Genomic DNA, 24683 nt, shown 5'->3' on the forward strand with positions numbered 1-24683 from the left:
CTAATTGAATAGTTTATATTACTTTATTCAAGGAGATTTTTTATGACAGTTTTTGTCGTTGACAAAAATCAATTAGATGTGCGTCGTCGTCGATTGATTTTTCGTGCATGGCATCGCGGTATTCGTGAAATGGATCTCATTTTTGGACATTATGTCGATACTCATATTACTGAAATGAATGATAAAACGCTCTCTGAACTTGAATATATTATGTCTTTTGATGATCGTGATTTACTCACATGGATTACTGGAGAAGTTTCGCCACCCTCTGAAGTTGATAGTCCACTTTTTCGTGATATTGCCAATTATCGTACTTGCTTAAGTTATTAATCCCGATGCCTATATTTAAAAAAATTGTTATTCCAAAAAATAATTCTGTTCGTATGATTTTTGATGGAGTTCCTGATGGATTTGAAGCCTTTGCGCTTGCGAAATTAAGTTCAGAAATTGCACAAGGTAAACCGTTCATCTATGTTGTCCGCGACGGAACAAAAATTGTTCATTTACAACAAGTTTTAAATTTTATTGAGCCCAATTTACCCATACTTCAATTTCCTGCATGGGATTGTTTGCCTTATGATCGTGTGTCACCAGGAATTTCTGTTATGGCACGTCGATTATCAGCATTGGCACACATAGCAAATTTACGTAAAGATCCGCATCCTGCAATTATATTAACAACAGCAAATGCGATTATGCAAAAGTTACCTCCTCGTGAAATGATAGAAGCTCAGCTTATTCACGCACGTGTTGGCCAGCGCAATAACATGGGAAATCTTATTCAGTTTTTAGAAACCAATGGTTTTGAACGCGTTACGGTTGTCCGTGATGTTGGTGAGTTTGCTGTAAGAGGAGGAATACTTGATATCTTTTCTCCCATGGATGTTGAACCTTTACGTCTTGATTTTTTTGGAGATACCCTAGAAAGTATCCGCATATTTGATCCAGAAAGTCAAAGGACAACAGGCCAAAAAACTGAACTTTTATTACAGGCAATGAGTGAGGTTGTTCTCACACCAGAACGCATAAGCCGTTTTAAGAGCAATTATACCCGTACATTTGGTTTATCACAAAAAAATAACATGCTTTATGAAGCAATTGCTCAAGGTCGGCGTTTTGCCGGTATGGAACATTGGCTTCCATTTTTTTATGAAAACCTTGATAGTTTTTTTGACCATTGTGGCAACTTACCGATAGTTTTTGAGCATCTCATAGAAGAAGCCTTCATTGAACGCTATCGTCTTATTGAGGACTATTATAACGCGCGCAAAGAGCGCGAAAATGATGAAAAAAATTCTACTTCTTATCATCCAATAGATCCTAGTCTTTTTTATTTAACGCCAGAGCGTGTTTTGGAAAGTGTGCAACAATCTTCACAGCGTATTGATTTTTCGCCTTTTAATATTCCACAAAGTTCGGAAAAAACTGTTATTCACACCAATGTTAAACAGGGATATGATTTTGTAAAAGAGCGTAATGCGCAGGAAAAAAATGTTTTTTCAAGTGTTATTGATCATATCGCATCTTTACGCACTGCTGGTAAAAAAGTGCTTTTAGCGTGTTGGAGTGAAGGATCTCTCAATCGTTTGTTACAAGTTCTCGATGAGCATGGATTGAAAAAAATAGATGTTGCAAAATCCTTGCAAACTGTCAAAGCAACACCACGAGATCGCATATTAGCAGCTGTTATCATGATAGAACATGGTTTTGAGGCTGAAGATTTGGCTGTTATAGCAGAGCAAGATATCCTTGGCGATCGTTTTATAAGATCGCCAAAGCGGCGTAAAAATAATACAAATTTTATTTCTGAAATTTCTGCTTTAAATTCTGGTGATATTATTGTGCATATCGACCACGGTATTGGCCAATTTGTTGGTCTTAAAACCATCAAAACCACTGGAATTTTACGAGATTGCCTTGAAATTAGATATGCTGGAGGTGATTTACTCTTTTTACCTGTTGAAAATATTGAGCTTCTCTCACGTTATGGCTCAGAAGGAACAGAGGTAACTTTAGATAAATTAGGGGGTGTTGCTTGGCAAGCACGTAAAGCTCGGCTTAAAAAACATTTATTGGAAATGGCAGGGCAATTAATTCGTATAGCTGCAGAACGTATAACTCGTGCTGCGCCTGCTTTACTTCCACCAGTTGGACCATTTGATGAGTTTGTTGCTTGCTTTCCCTATGAAGAAACGGAAGATCAAATGAATGCAATTGATGCTGTTTTAGACGATTTAGCCTCAGGAAAGCCTATGGATCGCTTGATATGCGGTGATGTTGGTTTTGGAAAAACCGAAGTAGCCATTCGAAGTGCTTTTGTCGCAGCATTAAATGGATATCAGGTTGCTGTTGTTGTACCGACAACTTTGCTTTCACGTCAACATTACAAGACATTTATTTCGCGGTTTCAAGGATTACCGGTTAAAATTGGACATGCTTCAAGGCTTGTAAAAGCAAAAGAACTTGCACAAGTAAAAAAAGGTGTTTCAGATGGTACAATCGATATTGTCATTGGAACCCATGCATTGTTAAGTGGTGCAGTTAATTTTTTACGATTAGGCCTTCTCATCATTGATGAGGAGCAGCATTTTGGTGTCAAACACAAAGAGCGTTTAAAAGAGCTTAAAAGTGATATTCATGTTCTCACACTTTCAGCAACTCCCATACCACGCACTTTAGGGTTAGCATTATCGGGTGTACGTGAACTTTCATTGATAACAACGCCCCCCATTGATAGAATGGCCGTTCGTACTTTTATTTCACCCTTTGATGCACTTGTTATACGAGAGACCCTGCTTCGAGAATATTATCGTGGCGGACAAAGTTTCTATATTTGTCCTCGTATTTCTGATCTGACTTTTGTAGAAGAATATCTCAAAACACATGTGCCAGAACTGAAATTCGTTGTGGCTCATGGACAAATGCCGGCTGGACAACTTGATGATATCATGAATGCATTTTATGATGGGCAATATGATGTTTTGCTATCAACAACCATTATTGAATCTGGTCTTGATATTCCAACAGCCAATACCCTAATTGTGCATCGCGCTGAGATGTTTGGTCTTTCTGCACTCTATCAGTTACGAGGGAGGGTAGGGCGCTCAAAACAACGTGCTTATGCACTCTTTACATTTCCTGCTGGTAAAGTTTTAACAGCTGCTGCTGATCGTCGTCTTAAAGTTTTACAATCTCTTGACACCTTGGGGGCTGGTTTTCAATTGGCAAGCCATGACATGGATATCCGTGGTTCAGGCAATTTTTTAGGTGAAGAGCAATCGGGGCATATTAAAGAAGTTGGATTTGAACTCTATCAAAAAATGCTTGAAGAAGCTGTTGCTGAATTAAAAGATGGAGAGCTAAATGAAGATAAGCAATGGTCTCCTCAAATTTCACTTGGTACAACAGTGATGATACCAGAAAGTTTCGTGCCTGACTTGCCATTACGTATGGGGCTTTATCGTCGTTTAACAGAACTTGATGATTTAGAACAAATTGATGAATTTGCAGCGGAGTTAATTGATCGCTTTGGTCCTTTACCGCTTGAAGTTCAACACCTTCTTAAAGTCTTTTATATCAAAACATTGTGTCGAAAAGCGCATGTAGAAAAATTGGATACTGGACCAAAGGGGATTGTTATACAGTTTCGCAATAATTATTTTGCAAATAGTGTTGCTCTTGTTCAGTGGGTTGGAAAACAAGGTTCGATGGCAAAAATTCGACCAGATCAAAGTATCGCTCTTATTCGTGATTGGTCCACAGCGGATGAAAGGCTTGTTGGAGCAGCGAATATTATGACACAGCTTGTCGAAATGGCAGAACAACATTCTGGTTAAAAACTTCTTTGTTGTTTCAGAATTGTTACTCGTTTTTATAAAATTATTATATAAAAACAAATAGTTATTAATTTTTTATAAGAATAAAATTTAAGTTTATAATAAAAGAACTTCTTACATATTCATTTTGCGTTCTTCATCATAAGACATATTGATATAATGAAGAAAATAGCTTAGACGGTGTAACCGCAATAAATAGAACGTGCATATAAGTATCTTCTCTAAAAAGCAAAAACTTAAGCCAAGATAACATGCTTTCTTCATTACAAAAGTTACTAACGATAGTTTTTACTCCCTGTAATATATGGCATAAAAACGCTCACGCTGATTTATCTTCTAAGGAACAATACCAACATTAAAAAACAAAAGAAAGAATACTAAAGATAGCATATAATTTATTGAAGATAAGTATTTATCATTTAGATATTTTGGGAAAAAATTTTCTAAAGCAGAATACTATAAGCGTTTGCAGGAACGAAATAAGTTTTTAAAAGAACTGAAAAATCTGAAGAATAAATATTATAATCTTGGTTCAAAATTACAGGATCTATTTGAAAAAATAAAAATTTATCTCTAGGGTAGATATAGCGAGAGAGTACGAAGTAGGAGAATACGAAGAAAAGCTGAATTATTTAATAAATGGAAAATTATCCTCATATTTATTATTAGTTGCAAAGTTTTAGTGGATATATTGCAGAGTGATATAGGTGCTATTTTACGCAAAGATTTTGATTGGAAAGATAAAGATTTTTATTGAGTAAAAGACGCAATTAATTCGATAAGCCCCAGTTTCTAGCAATATAAAAGAATTGCTAACAGAAGGCTCTTAATAGCTATGAAAAACAAACATTTGATGATGTAAAAGATAAATTATTATTATAAATTAATATGTTGTTATATTTTAAGGAAGTTTATTATAAATAAAATATTTTCAACAGTTATAAATTTTCTCTCTAAGAAAATATGTTTTTTAATTAAGAAAAAAGCACTTCTTTAGTAGCGTATTTTTAAATTAAACTTTTTGGTTAGGAGCTGTAAAATATAAAACTTTTATTACAAAAATGTATCGCCATTGTTTTGTAAACAAGGGCAGAAAATTGTCCATTAGGAAAAAGTTCTCTTACAATTATGCAGAAATTTTAGACAATCAGTGGTTTTAATTTATGAAATGTTTCAATAATACAGTAAATGATTTTATTTTTTCGTATCATACGAATCACATAAGGAAAAAAGTAAAATTTATCTGATATTTCGGAGCTTCATGCATTACAACAGCTGTTGCTAAGGCTCCACGAACTTAACATGAAGAGTAACAAATGTAAAAAGTTTAATTAGTAAGATTTTTAGAGTAGCATAGGAGTTTATTCTAATTAATATTGCAATATTGATTCGTTTGTGTAATCTTAGCTTAAATGCACAGAGGTGTTTTATGGATAGATTGCATCAAACACCAATATGATAAAGAGGGGAATTATATGGGTGTATAAAAATTAGAATAGCTCGTCGTATTTTTTCTCTAAATTTGACTTTTTTTTTTATATTGAAGTAAAAATAGTAAAATTAAGTGTTATTTCATTATAATTTAATAAATTTAAGTTGGAATTATATTTAATATTTTTTTGAAGTTACTTAAGAGCGCGTTGAAAGGATTAACTTAATCATGTCGCATAAAAATGTTTATTCTGCTGTTTCAGTATTAGTTGGAGCCGCTGCCCTTTTTCTTATAGCTGGTATTTCTGCAAATGCGCAAACTTTATCACAAGGTTGGTACAAAGTTTGCAGTAAGCAGCATGATGTTGATATTTGCAATACAATGAATACTGTATTATCGAATACGGGACAACCTTTGACGGCTTTTAATCTTGTTGAAATAAAAGGGAAGCAAAATGAAAAACGTATAGGTATTCAAGTACCTACAGGTCGTTTTTTGCCAGAAGGTGTTCACATTAAAATTGGTGACGACTTCTCTAAAAAAATTCCTTATATTATTTGTAATGGACCAAGTTGTATTGCCAATGATGTCTTAGATGATAAGCTTATAGCAGCTATGAAAAGTGGTACAAAAATGGTTGTAACCACAGTTAATTTCCGTGGTTCAGCTAATCCTATTGAATTTTCTCTTAATGGGTTTACAGCAGCCTATACCGGTCCTGGTATGGAGGAAAAAGATTTCCAACAAGAACAAATAAAGATGCAGCAAGCCATTCAATCAAAGCAAAAAGAAATTGAAGATCGTATGCGGGCTGAGCAAGAAAAAGCAAAGCAAAATTGATAAACCCACACCATAGAATTGGTTGAAACGTTTTCTATAATTTTTTATTTAAACCGCCACAGTTTTCTGTGGCGGTTTTTTTTAAATCTTTAATTTTTCGAAAGAATTCTACGTTTCCACCAACCAATACGTTCAGTTTTGGAAGAATTGTTAGGCGTTGATGAAACAACAACGGGTTGATTAATTGTTTCTTCAATTTTGGAAGGAGAAGTTTGGACAACTTCCTCCATCTCGATTATAGTTTCTTTCTCTAATATTTTTTGTATTTGCGTTGTCTCTTTAGAAGATGATTTTTTACGTGTTCCACGTGTTGACTTTTTACTATTTTCAAGAGTTTTATCTTCTACTTTATGAATAGATTTGTCTGCTTTTTTTGTTTTAGCTTTACGTACTGAACTAGTTTTAGGTTTTTCTTCAAGAGATTTTTGTTCTACGACATTTTGATCATTCTCTAAAGAAAGTTGATTTTCTACTACTTTTGAAGAACGTTTTTTAGGTTTAATACTTGTATCAATTTTTTTAGATTCACCCTGTTGTTGTATATCTAGAGCTTGCGTATTATTTTTTGTTTCTTCAAGTTCAAAAGATTTAGCAGGTGAAACACGATGTTTGCGGTGTGCTGCTTTAATTTCTGCTAAAGCCTGCTTAGCAAAATCTCCCACTGGTTCTGCGTAAGGAATGCGAATCTGATGAAAATTATTATCTTGATTGCGTCGACCACCACGACGTCCTCGACGACGTCCTCGACGATAAGAATCATCACTCAAGGTATCTTCTTTTTTATGAACGTTGGAAAGAGAATGATCAGTAATTTCATCGTGACGATTTTTGCGCCGACGCTTTTGGTTTGTTTCAATGGGAGAAGGATTTTCAATAGATTCACTTTCTATGAAAACAGAATCTTCAATTTCTTGCTTATTAACATCTTCCAATGAAGATCGAGAAATTCTCTCTGCTATTGAGCCTTTAGAAATAACAAGATGTTGCGTTCCAATACTATCATCTGCTTCAATACTAATATTAAGCTTAAAGCGAGTTTCTAAATTAACAAGAATGTTGCGTTTATGATTTAATACATAAAGCGCTGTTGCTACAGGTGTGCGTACGATAATATTATATTGCGAATTATGAAGAAGATATTCTTCAATTGAGCGCATGACATGTAATGCAATTGATGATTCAGAACGTATATTTCCTGTTCCTGCGCAATGCGGGCAGGGCTGTGTTGTACTTTCTAAAACCGATATGCGAATACGTTGACGACTCATTTCTAAAAGGCCGAAGTGTGAAATATGACCTACTTGAATACGAGCACGATCATTTTTTAAACAATCTTTTAATTTTTTTTCGATCAGCTTTACATTGCGTTCTTCAAGCATATCAATAAAATCAATCACAATTAAACCAGCAAGGTCACGCAAGCGTAATTGACGCGCTACTTCTTCAGCAGCTTCAAGGTTAGTTTGTAAAGCTGTCTTTTCGACAGAGAATTCTTTCGTAGAGCGGCCAGAATTCACGTCAATAGCAACGAGTGCTTCTGTTTGATTAATAACAAGATAACCACCAGATTTTAAAGAAACCTGTGGTTGCAACATTTTATCAAGTTGAATTTCAATATTATTTCTTGCAAAAATGGGTGTAGGATCACGGTAAGGTTGCACAACTTTTGCATGACTTGGCATGAGCATACGCATAAAGTCTTTCGCTTCACGATATCCTTGCTCTCCAGAGACAAGAATTTCACTAATGTTCTTATTGTAAAGATCTCGTATAGAACGCTTGATGAGATTACTTTCTTCATGGACAAGGCATGGCGCCGTTGACTCGAGTGTCAAAGTGCGAATAGTATCCCATAACCGCATAAGATATTCATAATCACGTTTAATTTCAGCTTTTGTTCTATTGGCACCAGCTGTTCGTAAGATAACGCCCATACCTTTTGGAACGGCTAATTCTTTTACGATTTCTTTAAGACGCTTACGGTCTTGTACGTTCGTAATTTTTCGTGAAATACCACCACCACGTGCTGTGTTGGGCATTAGAACAGAATAACGACCTGCTAAAGACAGATATGTTGTAAGGGCAGCACCTTTATTACCACGCTCTTCTTTGATGACTTGTACCAACAAAATTTGACGTCGTTTAATGACTTCTTGAATTTTATACTGGCGCCCTTGTTTTCTTTGATAAATTGGGAGCTCTTCACGGATGTCCTCAGCACCAACCATTTCGATCTCATCATAAGAGATATCGGTATTTAATGCTTCTTCTGTATTATCAATTATTGTTGATTCAGATGTGATATCATTTTCAATATCGGCTGCTATGACATTGTTTTTTCCATTTTTTTTTGTTCTTCTGGAGCGTTTTTTATTTTTAGTTGCTTCTTCCGTAAAGGAATCTACAGAATTTTCTCCTACAGCTGCTTTTTCCTCTTCTTCAAGAAGAGCAAGGCGATCAGCAATAGGAATTTGATAATAATCAGGATGAATTTCAGAAAATGTTAAAAAACCATGTCGGTTTCCACCATATTCAACAAAAGCTGCTTGGAGAGACGGTTCTACACGCGTAATACGTGCGAGATAAATATTCCCCTTGAGCTGTTTTCTATGTTCTGATTCAAAATCAAGTTCTTCAATTTTGTTGCCGTGAACAACAACAACACGTGTTTCCTCCGGATGGGAGGCATCTATAAGCATTTTGTTTGACATAAGCTAATATCCTGAAGGCGACATGCACAATTTTATTCAAACGAACGCTATAACTATTCGTAAATATAAAAGGCTGTCTGCCATAAAAGGGAGATACCAGAAAAACAGGACGGAACACCACGTGCAAAGGCATGACTGCATTTACACCATTTCTCATCATTATCTCCATCTGTTTTTTATGACTCATATTTCTTAAAAGTCTCCGGTAAAATAATCTTTAAAACAGTTCGGATATCCGAACCAACGAATCTTAAGTAATGCAATCCTAATGTTATAACATAGAATTTTTTCATCCATAAACAAAGTCTCAATGCATAATAGGCAAAAAACCTCTAAAGACAACTTAATATGAGTTACAGATAATTTAGATGACTATTATCAGCTAGGAAGCATAAATATTCTTTTATGTTGATATCATGCGTTTGGCAAGTAACAATGTAAATCATGTATAATGATAATGTCTTTAATGACCTTAATTTCGTTTTTGGGTGTTTATTTAGCTTTTATTGAAAAATAGAGAATAAATTGGTGTATCGTTTTTATATAACCAAGATAAGTTATTCAAATGTAATGTAGAGTATTTTGCTTATGATAAGAGTTTTCTTTACCAAAAAGCTGAAAATAGCTTATGGGAATGTTATTGTGCTTGTCACATACTTTTTATTATTATTTTTGCTATTCCAAACCAGTGTTCAAGCCGCAGATCCTCTGAAACTTATTAATTTTCGAACCATTGGTGATAGTGTTCATACGCGTATTATTGCGGTTTTCAATTCAAAACCAAATGTTCGTTTACAGATTTTGGACAGGCCAGCACGGTTGGTGATCAATTTACCTACAATTGACTTTTCGATGCAAAATACGCCTTTAAAGAAACAGAATACATTATCCGTTATGCTTTCAGATGTGCGTTATGCTTTTTCTGACATGCAGACTTCACGCATTATTTTGACAAGTAAAACGGCCTTTGTAATTGAAAAAAGTGTCGTAAAAAAATTAAATAATGGTTTATGGCAGTTGCTGATTGATATTCGTAAAACTACACTAGAAAAATTTGATGAAATATTAAAAAAACAGCAAAAAACCAATTTTGATACAAAAACGCAGTTAATGCCAGCATATAATTTCCGTGTTGTTCTTGATCCTGGTCATGGTGGTATTGATGGCGGTGCACGGGGTGTTACTGGAATTTTAGAAAAAGATGTGACTTTAGACTTTGCGCGTGCATTGCGAGACGAATTACAAAAGGATTCTCATATTACTGTTGCTTTAACACGAGATTCCAATATTTTTTTAAGACTAAGTGAAAGAGTTAAAAAAGCGCAAGAGTTCGATGCTGATCTTTTTATATCTATTCACGCAGATACGATTGATCTACATTCTCTTCGCGGTGCCACAGTGTACACCATATCAGACAAAGCCTCTGATGCCATTGCAAAATCTTTAGCTGAAAATGAAAATAAAGTTGATTTGCTGGATGGTTTACCTGCAGATGAAACGCTTGAAGTTACAGATATATTGATGGATCTTACACGACGTGAAACACATACATTTTCGGTTAATTTTGCAAATAGTGTTATTTCAAGTTTATCAAAGAATCATATTAACTTGATTAATAATCCACATCGGTATGCTAATTTTCAAGTTTTAAGAGCTTCAGATATACCCTCCGTCTTGATAGAGATAGGTTATTTATCCAATAAAGAGGACGAAAAGTTATTAAATGATCCTCATTGGAGAAAACAAATGGCAGCCTCTATTGCTCATTCTATTCGTCAATTTGCTCATTATAGGCAGAAAATGATACAGCCTCTTTAAATTTGTGAGAAAATAGAGTATCAATATGGGGTTCTAGTATACCCTAGTATAAATAAAAGATAGAAAACAATTTCTCTTGATCTCAATCTTGTGGTGATATCCGCTTGGTGTGTTTGAGGTAACGTATTTTTTCTTTGATTAATTCTTAAGAAAGCGATAGCCGTTTTTATGATGATTTTTTTAAGATATCTTCTTCGTTTTTTTGTTGCTATTGGACTTTGTGGAGCAATAACGTGGGGTGTTGTGACCAGTGGTCAAGCAAATGCACTCCCTGATTATGAAGTTCTTTCACTTTATGAACCGCCGGTAATGACCCGCGTTCATGCTTCTGATGGCCGTCTTATGGCAGAGTTTGCAACAAAACATCGCCTCTATTTACCGATTCAATCAATACCAAAGCTTGTTATAAATGCTTTTATTTCGGCTGAAGACAAAAACTTTTATCATCATTTTGGTTTAGATCCCGAAGGACTTTCTCGAGCTTTGATCAATAATATTCGTAATATTGGTTCTGGAAGACGTCCAGAGGGTGCATCAACTATAACGCAACAAGTCGCTAAAAACTTTCTTTTAAGTTCAGAAACAACGTTAGAGCGTAAATTTAAGGAAGCTATTTTAGCAATGCGTATTGAGAAAACTTATTCAAAGGATCATATTCTCGAACTTTATCTCAATGAAATTTATCTGGGTCGTGGTACTTATGGTATAGCAGCTGCTTCTTTGACCTATTTCAATAAATCCGTCAATGATCTGACGCTAGAACAATGTGCTTATTTGGCTGCTCTTCCAAAAGGGCCAGCAAATTATGATCCATTTAAGAATACACAACGTGCTATTGATCGGCGCAATTGGGTTATAGATCGGATGATTGCAAATGGATATGTAACGCGTGAACAAGGTGAAAAAGCGAAAGCTAAACCTTTAGGAGCGACAATACGTGGGAGTGATAGCTATGTTTTTGCAGCTGATTATTTTACTGAAGAAGTGCGACGTCGTTTAATACATCGCTATGGGGCTAAGACACTTTATGAAGGTGGGCTTTCCATTCGTACAACGCTTGATCCGCATTTACAACTTATTGCGCGACGTGCTTTGCACGCTGGATTAATTAAATTTGATCATTTGCAAGGATGGCGTGGAGCTTATGCGCATATCGATGAAAAAGGTGATTGGGGGATAGAACTTGCAAATATCACGGGGCTCAGTGATGTTCCTGAATGGCGTTTAGCTGTTGTTCTTTCTACTAATCCCAATAAAGTAGAGATTGGTTTACAGCCACAGCGTGAAGCTTCGGGTATATTATCAAAAAAACGGGAAATTGCTGTTTTATCTGAATCTGATTCAAAATGGGCCCTCCATGTTGTAAAAGAAAACGGTTATCGAAAAACTGTTCAGAACTTATCTCATGTTCTGCAAGTTGGAGATGTGATTTTTGTTGAAAAACTATCCAATGCAAACAACACTTATCGTTTACAACAAATTCCAAAGGTTGAAGGTGCGATTGTTGCTATGGAACCTCATACAGGGCGCGTTCTTGCTATGGTGGGAGGATTTTCTTTTGCTGCATCTGAATTCAATCGTGCAACCCAAGCTTATCGCCAACCGGGGTCTGCTTTTAAGCCTTTTGTTTATGCAGCAGCCCTTGATAACGGGTATACACCAGCATCTGTTGTTTTAGATGGCCCCATTGAAGTTCGTCAATATAATGGTGAAGTTTGGCAACCCAAAAATTATGGTGGTACCTTTGCAGGACCTTCAACGTTGCGTTATGGTATTGAGCGTTCTCGTAATCTTATGACAATACGGCTTGCCAATGATATGGGAATGCCTCTTGTCGCTGAATATGCAGAACGCTTTGGCATAGTGGACAAATTGCAGCCTTATCTTCCCATGGCTTTAGGGGCTGGTGAAACAACAGTATTACGAATGGTTACAGCTTATTCAGTTATTGCCAATGGGGGGCGCTCTATTAAGCCTTCTCTGATAGACAGAATTCAAGATCGTTATGGAAAGACAATTTATCGTCATGATGATCGTATTTGTGAAAATTGTAATACGCCTTCATGGAATAATCAACGTGAACCCACATTGATTGATGAAAGAGATCAAGTTCTTGACCCTATGACGGCTTATCAAATTACCTCGATGATGGAAGGGGTTGTTCAGCGTGGTACTGCAGCACGTTTACGTTATCTTAATCGACATATTGCGGCTAAAACAGGAACAACCAATGACTCTAAGGATGTCTGGTTTATGGGATTTACTCCTGACATTGTCGTTGGTATTTTTGTCGGTTATGATCAACCAGCTCCGTTAGGATATAATGGAACAGGAAGTTCATTAGCTGCACCTATTTTTGGTGATTTTATGGCAGATGCTCTTAAAGGAAAGCCAGATGTTCCCTTTAAGATGCCAAAGGGCATGATTTTAATGCCAATTAATCGGAAAACAGGAATGCTTGCCGAAAGAGGAGATCAAGATGTTATTATAGAAGCATTTAAACCAGGGACTGGTCCTGCTGATATATATCAAGTTATTGGGAGTACAAATTCTTTTCAAGAAGGTGTTCCTGCAGTAACTACTTCTCCACAAGTCAATAAAGCCCTTGAAAGTGGGACAGGTGGGCTGTATTAATCAACAAAATCTCCTTTCGCCATGAGTCTATAGTTTTTATTTTTTTACAGTGTCGGTCCTGTAAATAGAATGATAAGTCCGTGCTATTTCCTCACAGCAGCTATCAGATTTGTATAAAATTCTAGAGACATAACCAGAAAGAGTGTTAAAAAATACGGTGTTAAATTATGCGAGCAGAAATAGAAACATTAGTTGATGAAATCCAGAAAGCAATTCAATTGCTAAGGGGGCATCTTTGACTGGGATCAATCACTAAAGCGTCTCGAATATCTTAATCAAAAAGCGGAAGATCCGTCATTATGGGATGATGCACAACAAGCACAGGATATGATGCGTGAGCGTCAACGTCTTGATGATTCAATCAATGGTCTTTTATCATTTACAAAAACACTTGAAGAATGCATTGAGCTTATCGCGATGGGCGAAGAAGAAAGTGATGTTGAAATTATCGCTGACGCAGAAAATTCAATACGTAATCTTAAAAATGAGATAGATAAAAGGCAAATTGATGTACTTCTTTCAGGAGAGGCGGATCCGAATGATACCTATTTAGAAGTTCATGCTGGAGCAGGGGGAACAGAAAGCCAAGATTGGGCTTCTATGCTCTTACGTATGTATATGCGCTGGGCTGAGCAGCATGACATGAAGGTTGAAATTTTAGAAATTCATGATGGAGAAGAAGCAGGAATAAAGTCAGCAACTATTCTTGTAAAAGGGCATAATGCTTATGGAATGTTAAAAACAGAATCAGGCGTTCATCGCTTGGTTCGGATTTCTCCATTTGATTCGAATGCAAAGCGCCATACCTCTTTTGCAAGTATTTGGGTTTATCCAGTTATTGATGACAATATTGAAGTTGATGTTTCAGAGGCAGATGTGCGTATTGATACATATCGTGCATCAGGAGCAGGAGGACAACATGTTAACACGACAGATTCCGCTGTTCGCATCACACATATAAAAACGGGTATTGTTGTTCAATGTCAAACAGAGCGTTCTCAACATAAAAATCGCGCTACGGCTTGGTCGATGTTGCGTGCACGGCTTTATGAAGAAGAGCTTAAAAAAAGAGAAGAAGAAACCAATGCTGCTGAATCTTCTAAAACAGAAATCGGATGGGGACATCAAATTAGATCTTATGTTCTTCAACCCTATCAGCTTGTCAAAGATTTGCGTACAGGGATTGAAAATACGGATCCACAATCCGTACTGAATGGTAATTTAGATGCATTTATAGAGGCAGCACTCGCACGGCGCATTTATGGACAAGACAAAGAAATTGAGGATATTCGTTAATTATATATCCTTCCTTCAAGCTATGTAGATTTTTTTCTTAAGTTGTTTGTTTTATTGATGTTGTGATATTACGATATTCTTGATACTTTAAAGGTTCAAAGAGGGATTTTCTTGTTCCTTTCTTCAATTTTTTCTCACACACCAATCCTGCTTATGATATTGCAAGTGATAGAAAGCTGAAATAAGAAAAATTTGCGATATTCGGAGGACTAATATAAATATAAAACAATTCATTATCCTTATAAATCAATATATTGTAAAAATTGAATCCGTTGAAAAACTAAAATCAATTCGGGGGATGACTTTTGCTTTTTAAGGTAAATCAAACACTCAATTTATAAGTTACCGTTATGATGTAAAAGTGTTGCAGTAGCTAAAACATTTTCAGCATGCCCAGATACGCTTACTTTGCGCCATTCTTCTGCTATTATTCCATTTGCATCAATTAAAAAAGTGCTCCGTTCAACGCCCATATATTTGCGTCCATACATGCTTTTCTCAACCCAAACACCATAAGCTTCGAGGGTTGTTTTTTCTTCATCAGAAACCAAGATGACATCAAGTTCATATTTTACTTTAAATTTATCATGTTTTTTTACATTATCTGGAGAGATTCCAATAACAGCAACACCGATTTCATCAAATTTCATCTTTAATTTTGTGAAATCAAGTGCTTCGTTTGTGCAACCGCTGGTGTCATCTTTTGGATAAAAATATAAAACAACAGGTTTTCCTTTAAAGTCAGAAAGACATACTGTCTCTCCTCCATCGCGAGGCAAATTAAAATCAGGAGCAAGAGCACCTTTCATTGATCTTGTCATTGTTTTCATCTTTCTTGTGTAATAAGTATAAGATATCAAAGTACACAGAAGAAAAGAACTATTCAACTCTCTAGAATATTATTATTTTGAAGAGACCTTTATTTTCTTAACAAAACTCGCTCTATCACAACGATTGGATTGAAAGAACAAGATCGGCGTGAACAACATAAACAAAACAACAAAAGATTATACTGGTTTTATCACAACATGTTTTTTCTTACCGAAAGAAAGCTTAATGATTCCTTCTGCACTGACATCCCCTTCAATAATAAGATGTGTTTCATCCTCAATAATTTGATCATTTACACGGACACCTCCACCTTGAACGTGTCGGCGTGCCTCACTATTAGATTTAGCGAGTCCTGCTTGTACTAAAAGGGTGAGCAATCCAACACCTTTTTTTAATTCTGAGGCATTAATTTCAACAGTTGGAAGATTTTCTCCCAAAGTTTTTTCTTCAAACGTTTTGCGAGCAGTTTCTGCTGCAGCATTGGCGAGAGCACGTCCATGCAACATTGCTGTAACTTCTGTTGCAAGAATTTTTTTTGCTTCGTTAATTTCTGTCCCTTGTAATACAGAAAGTTTAAGAATCTCATCCATTGGCAATGGGGTATAGAGCTTTAGAAATCGTATTACATCAGCATCTTCTGTATTGCGCCAATATTGCCAAAATTGATAAGGTGAAAGCATATCCGCATTCAGCCATACAGCTCCATTCAATGATTTACCCATTTTGGCACCGGAAGAGGTTGTCAGTAATGGTGATGTTAACGCATATAATTGTGGTGTTCCTAAACGATGCCCTAATTCGATTCCGTTAATAATGTTACCCCATTGATCAGAGCCCCCCATTTGCATACGCAACCCATAACGTTTATAAAGTTCAACAAAGTCATAAGCTTGCAGAATCATATAATTAAACTCTAAGAATGACAAAGAGTGCTCACGCTCAAGTCTCAGTCTGACAGAATCAAATGATAACATACGGTTGACAGAAAAATGTTTTCCTACATCACGCAAAAATTCTAAGTAGTTTAAATTGCATAACCATTCAGCATTATTCACAATACAAGCATCAGTTTCTCGGTCACCGAATGTCAAATAGTTAGCAAATACCTTTTTAATACCATCAATATTTGCAGCAATATCATCTTGTGTCAGAAGACGTCGCGCTTCATCTTTGAAGGAAGGATCACCGATCAATCCGGTTCCTCCGCCCATTAAAGCAATGGGGCGATGACCAGTTTTTTGTAACCAATAAAGCATCATAATCTGAAGAAGACTTCCAGCATGTAAACTCGATGCTGTTGGATCAAATCCAGTATAAGCGCTTACGGTTTCTTTTGAAAAAAGATCATCTAAGCCTTTTTCATCTGAAATTTGGTGGATAAAACCACGTTCGCTCATAATGTGTAAAAAATCAGATTTAAAGGCAAACACAGATTCAATTTCCTAATTTAAGAGTGCATTCATTTCATATAATAAGTGATTATATAACGGAGCGTTATCTATCATAACTGATGCACACATCACAAGAAAAAGAGACATATTGATAATATAAAGATAACAATACAGGTATTATTTCCTTTTTACGCTAAAAAGAGAGACCTCTCAGTGAGAGAAAAAAGGCATTTTGTTATTCTCATTTCTATCCTGAAATAAAATTTAGAAAAGTTTTAAGTACGGACTAAAAAAATTACTTTCTTATGATCGGAGACGACTTTTGCTGATTTTTATAAATCTATCGTGTTTTCCTAAGTTAGTGAAAGTATTTCAGGAGGAGGAGCGAGAAATTCATTGGTGATATGGTTATCCAAATAGTGGGCACATCGTTCAATAAGTTCTTCATGACATCCACTGAAAAAGTGATTAGCCTCTTCCAATATTTCTTGTGTGATGATGATTCCTTTTTGTGTTTTCAATTTATCGACAAGTATTTGAACATCTTTTGGGGGGGCAACTTTATCGATACCGCCATGAATGATAAGTCCAGAGGAGGGACAAGGCGCAAGAAATGAAAAGTCATAAACATTAGGCTGAGGGGCAACAGAGATAAATCCCTCAATTTCCGGTCGGCGCATTAAAAGCTGCATACCAATCCATGCTCCAAATGAATATCCTGCTACCCAACAATTTTTAGAGTCTGGATGTTGTGTTTGCACCCAATCGAGAGCAGCAGCAGCATCTGAAAGTTCTCCTATTCCATAATCAAATTCACCCTGACTACGACCAATACCACGAAAGTTAAAACGTAAAGTTGTAAAGCCACGTTGTTGGAACATATAAAAGAGGTCATAGACAATTTTATGATTCATAGTTCCACCAAATTGGGGATGAGGATGCAAAATGATCGCAATGGGTGCATTTTTTTGTTGTGAAGGTTGATAACGCCCTTCGAGCCGACCCGCGGGACCGTTAAAAATAATTTCTGGCATAAAATGCTCCTTAAATGCAATAAAAGGCTCTCATTGACCTTGGTCGACTTTTACCATAGAATCTCTTAAATAATCATTAGATATTCTTTTTTTAGTGCACTTTTCAAGAAAATTGCGCTATTTTTTTAATCAATTCATAAGATTAATGATTGCGATGTAAAATGGTTATAAAACGCCGATATTTTGATCATAACGCAACAACACCGCTCAAAAAAGTGGCACGGATGGCGTTACTGGAATCTTTAGAGATATTTGGTAATCCATCATCGGTTCATAAGGAAGGGCGTGCGGCTAAAACCTTGTTGCAAAAGGCTCGTCGGCAAATCGCTGAAAATCTTAAAACAGATCCAGATCACGTGGTATTTACCTCTGGTGCGAGTGAAGCAGCAATGACTTTGCTAACGCCCTTTTACAATATGGGGAATGCAAAAGTTCAATTTTCTCGTCTTTACCTTGGAGCAACTGAACATCCCTCTGTGGCAGAGGGAGGGCGTTTTTCTAAAGAATTGATAAGCGTCATTGCTGTTAATCAAGATGGGCTCATACAACAAGATAAATTAATAGCACTCTTAACGGTTCACGATAAAACAAAAGGTTTACCTCTTGTTGCTATTCAAGCTGCAAATAGTGAAACGGGTGTTATTCAACCGTTAACAGAAATCGCCGCTATTGTTCGGGATTTAGGAGGCACTCTTATTGTTGATTTGACACAATATGTCGATAAGAATTTCGTGGATATTAATCAGTTAGGAGGAGATTTTTTTATACTGTCTGCACATAAAATTGGCGGTCCTAAAGGAATCGGTGCTTTTGTTTCATGTGGCAATCTTCTTATGCCACACCCTCTTATTATTGGAGGAGGACAAGAAAAAGGTCTCCGTGGAGGAACAGAAGCATTGCCTCTTATTGCTGCTTTTGGGGCAGCAATGGCTGATTGTTTCACACAGGAGGAAATAAAACAGTTAATATATTTACGCAATAAATTAGAAGATGGACTACAAAAAATAAGTAAAAATGTTGAAATTTTTGGCAAAAGAGTTCAACGTTTGCCAAATACAACTTACTTTACCGTGAAAAATATAAAAGCTGAAACGATGCAAATAGCTTTTGATTTAGAAGGGTTTTCTATATCATCTGGCTCTGCGTGTTCTTCGGGAAAAGTAAAACAGAGCAAAGTGTTGGAGGCAATGGGGTATCATGTTCCAAATGGTGCCATTCGCATTTCGCTAGGGCGGGACACAACTTCTGAGGATATTGATGATTTTCTATCGTTTTTTTCTCAAATTACAAGCAAGAAAAAAGGGTAAAATTTATCATCAGAAAGTTATAAAAATTAGAATTATTTTAAAAATAAGATAAGTTTGATTGAAATTTTTGCACTTTACCTATAGCCTAGGAAATAACTTGCTTACTTTAATCTTGGAAAAAACAAGACTTTTAGTTACCGGTTTTTGACGCCAAAAAATGGAGAAAATTTATGCCGGCAGTACAAGAAACAATACGCCAAGTACGTGAAATAGATGTTGACCAATATAAATATGGTTTTGAAACCAATATTGAAACAGATAAAGCTCCAAAAGGCTTAAATGAAGATATTATCAAATTCATTTCTGCTAAAAAACATGAGCCTGAATGGATGCTAACATGGCGCTTAAAAGCTTACCGCCGTTGGCTGACAATGCAAGAGCCTCATTGGGCGCGTCTTGAATATCCTAAAATTGATTTTCAGGAGCTTTATTATTATGCTGCTCCAAAAAATCATACAGGACCAAAATCTTTGGATGAAGTGGATCCTGAGTTATTAGCAATGTACGAAAAACTTGGCATTCCCCTTAAAGAACAAGAGATTTTGGCAGGAGTAAGAAAACAGTCTGATCCCTCTACTTTTGATGACAGTATGTCTGTATCGGGGCAGGTGGCTGTTGATGCAGTCTTTGATTCTGTTTCTGTTGTAACAACATTCAAAAAAGAGCTGGCACGTGCTGGTGTGATTTTTTGTTCTATTTCAGAGGCGATTATTGAACATTCTGAGCTTATTAAGGAATATTTAGGAACAGTTGTACCTATAAGTGATAATTATTATGCAGCCTTAAATGCAGCTGTCTTTACAGATGGTTCATTTGTTTATATTCCCAAAGGGGTTCGTTGTCCTATGGAGCTTTCAACTTATTTTAGGATTAATGAACGCAACACTGGCCAATTTGAACGAACATTGATTATCGCCGCTGAAGATTCCTATGTTTCTTATCTTGAAGGATGTACAGCACCCCAACGTGATGAAAACCAACTTCATGCTGCTGTTGTTGAGCTTATTGCCCTTAAAAATGCAGAGATTAAATATTCTACAGTACAAAACTGGTATCCTGGCGATAAAGATGGAAAGGGCGGTATTTATAATTTTGTGACGAAGCGTGGAGATTGTCGAGGTGATAACTCTAAAATTTCATGGACACAAGTTGAGACTGGTTCTGCGATTACTTGGAAATATCCATCCTGCTTACTCCGTGGTGATAATGCGCGTGGAGAATTTTATTCTATTGCTGTTGCAAATGGTCATCAACAAATTGATTCCGGTACAAAAATGATTCATTTGGGAAAAAATACATCCAGTCGTATTATTTCCAAAGGCATTTCCGCAGGTTTTTCAAATAACACTTATCGAGGACAAGTTACAGCACATCGAAAAGCACAAAATGCGCGTAATTTTACGCAATGTGATAGTTTGTTAATCGGGAATGATTGTGGTGCGCATACAGTTCCTTATATTGAAGCAAAAAATGCAACAGCTCAGTTTGAACATGAAGCCACAACATCAAAAATTTCTGATGACCAACTTTTTTATGTTATGCAGAGAGGAATTCCCGAAGAAGAAGCTATCGCATTAATTGTAAATGGTTTTGTAAAAGAGGTCATTCAAAAACTTCCCATGGAATTTGCTGTCGAAGCACAAAAGCTTATTGGTATCAGCCTTGAAGGTAGTGTTGGATAATTTATTGAATTAGATAAATAGAAGACTTGATGTAAAAAGGCTGTAACAGTAGCAAATCATGCTAAAAATGACCTCTATGGTAATTACAAAAGTAGATGGATGCTAAGGCAAAATAATATGCATTGGTATCTGAAAAACAGCCAAAACAGGATTAAATTATGTTAGAGATAAAAAATTTGCACGCCCGTATTGCTGGAACCGATACAGAAGTTATTCGTGGTTTAAACTTGACAGTTCAAGATGGAGAAGTTGCCGCTATCATGGGACAAAATGGAGCCGGAAAATCAACTTTGTCTTATTTGCTTGCTGGTCGTGATGATTATGAAATAACAGAAGGAGATATTCTCTATAATGGACAATCACTTTTAGAAATGGATCCAGCAGAACGTGCTGCATATGGTGTTTTTCTTGCATTTCAATATCCAATGGAAATACCAGGGGTAGCAACGATGGAATTTTTAAAAGTTGCGATGAATTCTCAACGCAAAGCACGCGGTGACAGAGAGCTTAAAATTCCTGAATTTATAAAATGTGTTAAGGAAGTTTCAGCCAAACTTGAAATAGATATGGATATGCTAAAGCGTCCATTAAATGTGGGTTTTTCAGGTGGAGAAAAAAAACGCGCTGAAATTTTACAAATGGCACTTCTTGAACCTAAACTTTGCATTTTAGATGAAACGGATTCTGGTTTAGACATTGATGCACTAAAAATTGTTGCAGATGGTGTTAATAAACTTCGGGATTCAAAACGTTCATTTTTGGTGATTACCCATTATCAACGGCTGCTTAATTATATCATTCCTGATACTGTACATGTTCTTTATAAAGGACAAATTATCAAAAGCGGAGATAAATCCTTAGCGATTTATTTAGAGCAAAATGGGTATGCTGATCTTATCAGGGAAGCAGTTTGAGGTTATTGAATATGAATACACAGCAAAACTTGTTAGCAATTGAAGAAAATATACTCAGTAATTTCAATCAGTATGTAAACGACTTACCTGGTGATAAAGCTATACGGGAAATTCGCAAGAAAGCTATTGAGCAGTTTCAAACGACACAGCTTCCTTCCCGTAAAATCGAAAGCTGGCATTATACCAATCTGCGTACCTTACTGAAGTCTATTAGCAATTTTTCAAAAGTTCAAAACAATCAATTGATTGATGCTTTGCTTTCAGAAAGTGCTGTTTTTTCTATAAACAATGGAAAAACATCAATAGAGTCAAAGGTAGATAACATTACAGTAAAACGCCTTTCAGACGCATTAAAAGATAATTCTGTACAGGTAAATCAAAACATTTCTGATGAGGATTTTATTGGACAGTTGAATACAGCTTTTGTTACAGATGGTTGGCTTTTTCACATCCCTGAAAATACAAAGTTAAATATTCCCATTGAATTACAAAATATACAAATGGGGGGACAATCTCATATTTTTTCGGATATAAAAGTTGATAAAAATAGTCAAGTTATATTTATTGAACATCAGGTTGGCAATGATAAAGATACCTTTGTCAGTTCAATATTTTCATTAAATATTGCTGCTGATAGTGATGTTACGTGGATTCTCATTCGCAATCGTGATTTTAATTCTACACAATTTGGTCGATTTTGTGCTGTTCTTGCTCAAAGAGCGAAGTTATCACTTTATGTCATTAATATAGGGAGCCAATTAAATCGCCAAGAAATCGATATTGAATTACAGGGAGAAGAATCTAATTTTCAATTACGTGTCATAAATTTATTATCAGGACAAACACATAGTGATCTTACAATGACTGTTCGTCATGTGGAAGAAAAGTCAACATCAACCGAAATTATACGCAATGTAGTTACAGATAAGGCTGTTGGTGTTTTCCAAGGAATAATACGTGTTTCTCAAAAAGCGCAAAAAACAGATGCACGCATGGCTTGTAATAGCCTTATTCTTTCAGATGATGCAGAATTTAATGCAAAGCCTGAACTTGAGATTTTTGCGGATGATGTTGCATGCGGTCATGGTGCAACAGTTGCTAATATTAATCATGATTATCTTTTTTATCTTATGGCGCGTGGTATCCCATTTAAAACGGCTCGTGCACTTTTGATTAAAGGATTTATCTCTGAGCTCATTGATGACATCAAGCAGGATAAGATTCAAATCGTTTTGGAGAATATCATTAGTAAATGGCTTGAAAAAAATGTTTAAGGTAGAAAAAATGGAAAATAACGTACAAACATTTACTTATAATGTCGAAGAAATTCGGCGTGATTTTCCTATTTTGCACCATCAAGTTTATGGAAAGCGATTAGCATATCTTGATAGTAGTGCTTCTGCCCAAAAACCAATGTCAGTACTCAATGCAATGAATAATTATTATCACTATAGTTATGCTAATGTGCATAGGGGAATGTATTTTTTAGCCAATATAGCAACACAATCCTATGAAAATTCTCGTGAAACCGTTCGTGTTTTTCTAAATGCTCAAAAAGCTGAAGAAATTGTTTTTACGAAAAATGCAACAGAAGCTATTAATACTGTTGCTTATGGTTGGGCGATGCCCAAACTCAAAGAAGGTGATGAGATTGTTCTAACGATCATGGAACATCATTCAAATATTATTCCTTGGCATTTTCTCCGTGAACAAAAAGGTGTTAAACTTATTTTTGTTCCTGTCGATGAAAATGGTGTTCTGCACATTGAAGATTTCCAAAAGGCTTTAAGCGAAAAAACGCGGCTTGTTGCTATAACGCATATGTCCAATATATTAGGAACTGTGCCTCCTGTTAAAGAGATTATTAAACTAGCTCATCAAGATTCTATTCCGGTTCTTGTTGATGGTTCTCAAGGAGCAGTACATTTAACCGTTGATGTGCAAGATCTCGATTGTGATTGGTATGTCTTTACAGGTCATAAGCTTTATGGTCCCACCGGTATTGGTGTTCTGTATGGTAAGAAAGATAGATTAGAAGAAATGCGTCCTTTTCAAGGGGGAGGGGAAATGATCGAGGAGGTAACAACCGATAAGGTTTTCTATAATGCTCCTCCTTACCGTTTTGAAGCAGGCACTCCTCCTATCGTTGAAGCTATTGGATTAACTGCGGCTATTGATTATATACAAGAGAAAGGTCGTAGCACGATTCATGCCCATGAGAGATCCCTTTTAGCTTATGCGCAGGAAAAACTTAAAATGGTTGAGTCATTGCGTATTTATGGTCATTCTCCCAATAAAGGAGCTATTATATCATTTACAATTGAAGGGATTCACGCCCATGATATCGCTATGTTTATTGATAGAAAAGGAGTTGCAATACGCGCGGGAACCCATTGTGCACAGCCTTTATTACAGCGCTTTGGTCTAACATCTATTTGTCGGGCATCATTAGCCATGTATAACACTCAAGAAGATGTAGATCAATTAGTAGAAGCATTGAAAGAAACAAGGACATTTTTTAATGGCTGAATCAATTGAAGAGCGTCATTCTACAGAATCTGTTGAAACTGTAAGCGAAAATAAAAAATCTTATATATCAGCAATTCCAGCAGATGAAATTGATCGTATGACGAATGATATTATTGCTGCTCTCAAAACAGTTTATGACCCAGAGATTCCTGCTGATATTTATGAGCTTGGACTGATTTATCGTATTGATATTGAAGATGATCGTTCAGTAAAAATTGAAATGACTCTTACAGCACCGGGATGCCCTGTTGCTGGTGAAATGCCGGGGTGGGTAGAAAATGCAGTCAGTGCAGTTGAAGGGGTTTCGTATGTTGAAGTCACTATGACTTTTGATCCACCATGGACACCTGATTGTATGTCAGAAGAAGCTCAAATTGCTGTCGGATGGTACTAAAAGTATTGTTAAGAGACTCTAATTTAGCCATTCA

The 24683-nt window shown here is 36.1% G+C and carries 16 protein-coding genes; 12 read left to right on the forward strand and 4 right to left on the reverse strand.

Translation table 11 applies throughout. The features are described from left to right. The first annotated feature begins 42 nt into the window (after nt 1-42). The 3 genes from ACFIJR_RS04405 (at nt 43) to ACFIJR_RS04415 (ending at nt 6108) form a co-directional block, all read left to right on the forward strand. Entirely contained in the window at nt 43-330 is a 288-nt protein-coding gene (locus tag ACFIJR_RS04405; protein WP_375627300.1) for a succinate dehydrogenase assembly factor 2, read from the forward strand. A 5-nt stretch (nt 331-335) separates the two neighbouring features. Further along, on the forward strand, nt 336-3836 hold the full coding sequence (mfd, locus tag ACFIJR_RS04410; protein WP_375653708.1) for a transcription-repair coupling factor: 3501 nt from the start codon (nt 336-338) through the stop codon (nt 3834-3836). Nucleotides 3837-5496: 1660 nt separating this feature from the next. After that, nucleotides 5497-6108 carry an invasion associated locus B family protein gene (locus ACFIJR_RS04415; RefSeq protein ID WP_375627298.1) on the forward strand — a complete coding sequence of 204 codons (612 nt, stop codon included), beginning with the start codon at nt 5497-5499 and terminating at the stop codon, nt 6106-6108. 89 nt (nt 6109-6197) lie between these two features. Here ACFIJR_RS04415 and ACFIJR_RS04420 read toward each other — a convergent pair whose 3' ends face one another. Continuing rightward, nucleotides 6198-8819, reverse strand: a complete 2622-nt coding sequence (locus ACFIJR_RS04420) for a ribonuclease E/G (protein ID WP_375653709.1) — start codon at nt 8817-8819, stop codon at nt 6198-6200. Nucleotides 8820-9407: 588 nt separating this feature from the next. Here ACFIJR_RS04420 and ACFIJR_RS04425 point away from each other — a divergent pair. From ACFIJR_RS04425 to prfB, 3 genes are all read left to right on the forward strand, one after another. After that, a complete protein-coding gene (locus ACFIJR_RS04425) occupies nt 9408-10637 on the forward strand; it encodes an N-acetylmuramoyl-L-alanine amidase (protein WP_375627296.1) in 1230 nt (409 codons plus the stop codon). A gap of 168 nt (nt 10638-10805) precedes the next feature. Further along, nucleotides 10806-13271, forward strand: a complete 2466-nt coding sequence (locus tag ACFIJR_RS04430) for a penicillin-binding protein 1A (protein WP_375627295.1) — start codon at nt 10806-10808, stop codon at nt 13269-13271. Between the two features lie 167 nt (nt 13272-13438). Further along, nucleotides 13439-14567, forward strand: a protein-coding gene (prfB, locus tag ACFIJR_RS04435) for a peptide chain release factor 2 (protein ID WP_375627294.1) whose coding sequence is annotated in 2 segments (ribosomal slippage) — nt 13439-13507 and nt 13509-14567 — 1128 coding nt in all. Because the reading frame shifts where the segments join, the coding sequence is not laid out codon by codon here. A gap of 335 nt (nt 14568-14902) precedes the next feature. On the opposite strand, the gene ACFIJR_RS04440 is transcribed toward prfB, so the two are convergent. The 3 genes from ACFIJR_RS04440 to ACFIJR_RS04450 all read right to left on the reverse strand — a co-directional run bounded on the left by ACFIJR_RS04440 (nt 14903) and on the right by ACFIJR_RS04450 (nt 17823). Then, entirely contained in the window at nt 14903-15388 is a 486-nt protein-coding gene (locus ACFIJR_RS04440) for a peroxiredoxin (protein ID WP_375625879.1), read from the reverse strand. Nucleotides 15389-15574: 186 nt separating this feature from the next. Beyond that, the gene (tyrS, locus tag ACFIJR_RS04445) at nt 15575-16828 is read right to left on the reverse strand and encodes a tyrosine--tRNA ligase (protein ID WP_375627293.1); all 1254 of its coding nucleotides are present in this window, start codon (nt 16826-16828) and stop codon (nt 15575-15577) included. 314 nt (nt 16829-17142) lie between these two features. After that, nucleotides 17143-17823, reverse strand: a complete 681-nt coding sequence (locus ACFIJR_RS04450) for an alpha/beta hydrolase (RefSeq protein WP_375625875.1) — start codon at nt 17821-17823, stop codon at nt 17143-17145. Between the two features lie 161 nt (nt 17824-17984). Here ACFIJR_RS04450 and ACFIJR_RS04455 point away from each other — a divergent pair, with 161 nt between their 5' ends. The 6 genes from ACFIJR_RS04455 to ACFIJR_RS04480 all read left to right on the forward strand — a co-directional run bounded on the left by ACFIJR_RS04455 (nt 17985) and on the right by ACFIJR_RS04480 (nt 24649). Further along, a complete protein-coding gene (locus tag ACFIJR_RS04455; RefSeq protein WP_375625874.1) occupies nt 17985-19130 on the forward strand; it encodes a cysteine desulfurase family protein in 1146 nt (381 codons plus the stop codon). Between the two features lie 170 nt (nt 19131-19300). Next, complete coding sequence (gene sufB, locus ACFIJR_RS04460; protein ID WP_375625872.1) at nt 19301-20812, forward strand: Fe-S cluster assembly protein SufB; 1512 nt, start codon at nt 19301-19303, stop codon at nt 20810-20812. A 158-nt stretch (nt 20813-20970) separates the two neighbouring features. Then, a complete protein-coding gene (gene sufC, locus ACFIJR_RS04465; protein ID WP_375627291.1) occupies nt 20971-21726 on the forward strand; it encodes a Fe-S cluster assembly ATPase SufC in 756 nt (251 codons plus the stop codon). Between the two features lie 11 nt (nt 21727-21737). Further along, the gene (sufD, locus tag ACFIJR_RS04470; protein WP_375625870.1) at nt 21738-23000 is read left to right on the forward strand and encodes a Fe-S cluster assembly protein SufD; all 1263 of its coding nucleotides are present in this window, start codon (nt 21738-21740) and stop codon (nt 22998-23000) included. Nucleotides 23001-23010: 10 nt separating this feature from the next. After that, nucleotides 23011-24255 (forward strand): cysteine desulfurase, encoded by a 1245-nt coding sequence (locus tag ACFIJR_RS04475; protein ID WP_375625868.1) that lies wholly within the window; start codon nt 23011-23013, stop codon nt 24253-24255. Beyond that, nucleotides 24248-24649, forward strand: a complete 402-nt coding sequence (locus ACFIJR_RS04480; RefSeq protein ID WP_273787976.1) for an SUF system Fe-S cluster assembly protein — start codon at nt 24248-24250, stop codon at nt 24647-24649. The genes ACFIJR_RS04475 and ACFIJR_RS04480 overlap by 8 nt, the downstream gene beginning before the upstream one ends. The last annotated feature ends 34 nt before the right edge of the window (nt 24650-24683 follow it).

The sequence above is a fragment of the Bartonella sp. OD88NMGDW genome (assembly GCF_042193775.1).
GTDB lineage: Bacteria > Pseudomonadota > Alphaproteobacteria > Rhizobiales > Rhizobiaceae > Bartonella > Bartonella grahamii.

Bases quoted from the DNA above. Each gene is read 5' to 3' on its own strand.
- ACFIJR_RS04405 (WP_375627300.1), top strand. From the start codon at position 43: ATGACAGTTTTTGTCGTTGACAAAAATCAATTAGATGTGCGTCGTCGT.
- mfd (WP_375653708.1), top strand. From the start codon at position 336: ATGCCTATATTTAAAAAAATTGTTATTCCAAAAAATAATTCTGTTCGT.
- ACFIJR_RS04415 (WP_375627298.1), top strand. From the start codon at position 5,497: ATGTCGCATAAAAATGTTTATTCTGCTGTTTCAGTATTAGTTGGAGCC.
- ACFIJR_RS04420 (WP_375653709.1), bottom strand. From the start codon at position 8,819: ATGTCAAACAAAATGCTTATAGATGCCTCCCATCCGGAGGAAACACGT.
- ACFIJR_RS04425 (WP_375627296.1), top strand. From the start codon at position 9,408: ATGATAAGAGTTTTCTTTACCAAAAAGCTGAAAATAGCTTATGGGAAT.
- ACFIJR_RS04430 (WP_375627295.1), top strand. From the start codon at position 10,806: ATGATGATTTTTTTAAGATATCTTCTTCGTTTTTTTGTTGCTATTGGA.
- ACFIJR_RS04440 (WP_375625879.1), bottom strand. From the start codon at position 15,388: ATGACAAGATCAATGAAAGGTGCTCTTGCTCCTGATTTTAATTTGCCT.
- ACFIJR_RS04450 (WP_375625875.1), bottom strand. From the start codon at position 17,823: ATGCCAGAAATTATTTTTAACGGTCCCGCGGGTCGGCTCGAAGGGCGT.
- ACFIJR_RS04455 (WP_375625874.1), top strand. From the start codon at position 17,985: ATGGTTATAAAACGCCGATATTTTGATCATAACGCAACAACACCGCTC.
- sufB (WP_375625872.1), top strand. From the start codon at position 19,301: ATGCCGGCAGTACAAGAAACAATACGCCAAGTACGTGAAATAGATGTT.
- sufC (WP_375627291.1), top strand. From the start codon at position 20,971: ATGTTAGAGATAAAAAATTTGCACGCCCGTATTGCTGGAACCGATACA.
- sufD (WP_375625870.1), top strand. From the start codon at position 21,738: ATGAATACACAGCAAAACTTGTTAGCAATTGAAGAAAATATACTCAGT.
- ACFIJR_RS04475 (WP_375625868.1), top strand. From the start codon at position 23,011: ATGGAAAATAACGTACAAACATTTACTTATAATGTCGAAGAAATTCGG.
- ACFIJR_RS04480 (WP_273787976.1), top strand. From the start codon at position 24,248: ATGGCTGAATCAATTGAAGAGCGTCATTCTACAGAATCTGTTGAAACT.